Origin of the sequence: Limimaricola litoreus, assembly GCF_024159025.1 — a bacterium.
In the GTDB taxonomy this organism is placed as follows: Bacteria; Pseudomonadota; Alphaproteobacteria; order Rhodobacterales; family Rhodobacteraceae; genus Limimaricola; species Limimaricola litoreus.
This window is the reverse complement of record NZ_JAMYXC010000079.1, coordinates 1-3,471: the sequence shown is the minus strand read 5'-3', so window position 1 is coordinate 3,471 and position 3,471 is coordinate 1. Positions and strand designations below refer to the sequence as shown.

Genomic DNA, 3,471 nt, shown 5'->3' with positions numbered 1-3,471 from the left:
AGCTGCCGCTCGACCGTCTGGTCAGCCAGCACCGCGCCATCGCCGCCGCCGTGGCGGCCCACGACCCCGACGCCGCCGAGGCGGCGATCCGCACCCATCTGCGCGGCGTGCTCGAGGATCTGCCGAAGATCGCCGCGGCGCAGCCCGATTTTTTCCAGCCCGACGCGGAGAGGACCGCGCGGGGCGACATGTGAACACCAAGGGAGGACAGACCATGACCCGTACCATCACCCGCACGCTGCTTGCCGGGGCCGCCACGCTGGCGCTCGCCACCGGGGCCCTCGCCCAGGAGCGCACGCTCAAGCTGGGCCACCTCGCCAACGAGGACAACACCTGGCACAAGGCCGCGGTGAAGTTCGGCGAGGAGCTGGAAACGCTGACCGATGGCCGGATCGCGGTTGAGGTCTATCCGAACGAAACGCTCGGCGCCGAGGTCGACCTGATCAACGGCATGCAGCTCGGCACCGCCGACATGACCATCACCGGCGAGAGCCTGCAGAACTGGGCGCCGATGGCGGCGCTGCTGGCCCTGCCCTATGCCTACGACTCGCTCGAAGAGATGGACGAAGTGGCGGGCGGCGAGATCGGTGGCCGGATAGAGGCGCAGATCATCGAGAAGGCGCAGATCCGGCCCATTGCCTATTTCGCACGCGGCCCGCGCAACCTGACCTCGAACCGTCCCGTGACCTCGCCCGAGGAACTGGACGGGCTGAAGCTGCGCGTGCCCAACGTGCCGCTCTTCGTCGACACCTGGAAGGAGCTCGGCGCCAACCCGACGCCCATGGCCTTCTCGGAGGTCTTCACCTCGCTGCAGAACGGCACCATCGATGCGCAGGAAAACCCCCTCGCGCTGATCGCCTCGGCCAATTTCAACGAGGTGCAGGACAATGTGAACCTCACCGAGCATGTCCGCTCCTGGATCTACCTCACCCTGTCCGAAGCGGTCTGGTCCGACCTCTCCGCCCAGGATCAGGAGGCGGTGATGGAGGCGGCCGCCCGCGCGCAGGCGCATGAGCGCGAGCTGTTCCTCGCCGACGAGGAGCGCCTGGTCGAAGAGCTGAAATCCCGCGGCATGGAGTTCGTCGAGGTCGACAAGGCCGCCTTCGCCGCGGCCGCCAAGCCCGCCGTGCTCGCCAATGTCCCCGAAGAGATCCGCGACACCGCCGCGCAGCTCTTCGAGAACTGATCCTCCCTCGCCGGGCGGCCCCGCCGCCGCCCGGCCCGATCCGACCAGAGGGGTGCCCCGTGCAACGGCTGCAATCCGTCTTCATCGGCCTGTGCCGTCTCGGCACCGGCCTTGCCTTTTCGGTGCTGATCGCCGCCGTGACGGTGCAGGTCGTGGGCCGGTCGGTGTTCAATTCCTCGCCGCCCTGGACCGAGGAGCTGACCCGCTACGCGCTGCTGTGGATGGTCGCCTGCGCGACGGGGCTGTCGTTTCGCACCGGTGATCTGGTGAATGTCGACATCCTGACCGAAGCCCTGCCCGGCCGCTGGCCCTGGTGGCTGCGGCTGACCTCGGCCATGGCCACGCTCGGCCTGTCCCTGGCGCTGATCTGGCCCGCCTGGCGCTACACGGCGATCGGCGCGCGGCAGACCTCGCCGGTGCTGGGCCTGCCGATGAACCTGATCCATGCCAGCGTGCTGGCGCTTCTTGCGCTGCTTGCGATCTTCTCCGCCCTGCGTCTTGCCTCCATGCTCACCGGCGCCTCCGACGGCCGCCCGGTCCCGAATCCGGACATCTCCCGATGAACCTCGCCATCCTGCTTGCCACCTTCATCGGCGGTCTCGCCATCGGCCTGCCGGTGGCGATCACGCTGGGGCTGTCGTCCCTCGCCTATCTGTGGGCCGCCGGCATCCCCTTCGTGGTGATCCCGCAGAAGATGTATGCCGGGATGGACGTCTTCGTCCTGCTGTCGATCCCGGGCTTCATCCTCGCCGGCAACCTGATGAACCACGGCGGCATCACCGAGCGGATTATCCGGCTCGCCAATGCGCTGGTCGGCTGGGTGCGCGGGGGCCTGGGCCTGTCGAACGTCGCCTCCTCGATGCTGTTCGGCGGCATCTCGGGCACCGCCGTCGCCGACGCCGCCTCGATCGGCGGGGTGATGATCCCGGGCATGAAGAAGGTGGGCTACCCGGCCGATTTCTCCGCCGCCGTCACCGCCGCCTCCTCGACCGTCGGGCCGATCATCCCGCCCTCGGTGCCGATGATCCTCGTGGGCTCGCTCTCGGGCATCTCGGTGGGCCGGATGTTCATGGCGGGCGCGGTGCCAGGGCTGCTTTTGGGCCTTGCCATGATGGTGACGACCTATGTGATCGCCGTGCGGCGCGACTTTCCGCGCCAGCCGTGGCAGGGCATGCGCGAGCTGGTGCGGTCCTTCTTCGGTGCCTTCTGGGCGCTGTTCATGACGGCGCTGATCATCGGCGGGCTGCTCTCGGGGCTGATGACCCCGACCGAGACAGCGGTGGTCGCCTCGATCTACGCCTTCGTCGTCGGCGCCTTCGTCTATCGCGAGCTGCCGCTGCGCGCCGTGCCCACGGTGATGATCAACTCCGCCATCGCCTCGGCGGCGATCCTCACGCTGGTGGGCTTTGCCAATGTCTTCGGCTGGATCCTCGTCTCCGAGCGCATCCCGCAGGCCATCGCCGGCGCCGTGCTCTCGGTGACCGACAACAAGTTCCTGGTGATCCTGCTGATCAACATCCTGCTGCTCTTTGTCGGGATGTTCATGGAGACCATCGCGGCGCTGATCGTGCTTTTCGTGCCGCTGCTGACGCTGGCCACGAGCGTAGGGGTCGATCCCCTGCATTTCGCGGTCTTCGCGGTGCTCAACCTGATGATCGGCCTGACCACGCCGCCGATCGGCGTCTGTCTCTTCGTCTGCGCGGGGATCGCCAAACTACCGCTTTCCTCCGTGATCCGCGCCATCGCCCCCTTCCTTCTGACCAACATCGCGATCCTGCTGCTGGTCTCCTACGTGCCGGCGCTGTCGACCTGGCTGCCCGGCATCCTGTTCGACTGAGGTTCCTCATGACCAACCGCGCCATCCGCCTGCACGCCCGAAACGACCTGCGCCTCGAAACCGCGCCCGATCCCGCCCCCGGCCCCGGCGAGGTGCGCGTCGCGGTGCGGGCGGGCGGCATCTGCGGATCGGACCTGCACTACTGGGCCGATGGCGGCATCGGCACGATCCGGGTGCGCGAACCGATCATTCTCGGCCATGAGTTCGCGGGCCATGTCGAGAGCCTCGGGCCGGGCGTCACCGGGCTCGCGGCGGGCGATGTCGTCGCGGTGAACCCGTCGCAGCCCTGCGGGGCCTGCCGGTTCTGCGACGAAGGCCAGCCGCATCACTGCCTCCACATGCGTTTCACCGGCTCGGCAATGTTCCTGCCGCATGAACAGGGCGGGTTCCGCGACCGGATCACCGTGGCGGCCGGGCGCTGCGCGCGCCTGTCGCCCGGCACCGACCC

5 protein-coding genes are annotated in these 3,471 nt (G+C 68.5%); all 5 read left to right on the top strand.

From position 1 onward, the window contains the following. Window positions 1-194, top strand: a 194-nt coding sequence (locus NHG85_RS05880) for an FCD domain-containing protein (RefSeq protein WP_253330687.1), incomplete at its 5' end; no start/stop codon positions are given. 20 nt (window positions 195-214) lie between these two features. Next, window positions 215-1,186 carry a TRAP transporter substrate-binding protein gene (locus tag NHG85_RS05875; RefSeq protein ID WP_253330684.1) on the top strand — a complete coding sequence of 324 codons (972 nt, stop codon included), beginning with the start codon at window positions 215-217 and terminating at the stop codon, window positions 1,184-1,186. Between the two features lie 59 nt (window positions 1,187-1,245). Beyond that, complete coding sequence (locus NHG85_RS05870; protein ID WP_253330682.1) at window positions 1,246-1,749, top strand: TRAP transporter small permease; 504 nt, start codon at window positions 1,246-1,248, stop codon at window positions 1,747-1,749. Then, window positions 1,746-3,023 (top strand): TRAP transporter large permease, encoded by a 1,278-nt coding sequence (locus NHG85_RS05865; RefSeq protein ID WP_253330680.1) that lies wholly within the window; start codon window positions 1,746-1,748, stop codon window positions 3,021-3,023. Before NHG85_RS05870 ends, NHG85_RS05865 begins: the two co-directional genes overlap by 4 nt. A gap of 8 nt (window positions 3,024-3,031) precedes the next feature. Then, window positions 3,032-3,471 (top strand): alcohol dehydrogenase catalytic domain-containing protein (locus NHG85_RS05860; protein ID WP_253330678.1); only part of this gene is annotated, 440 nt, incomplete at its 3' end.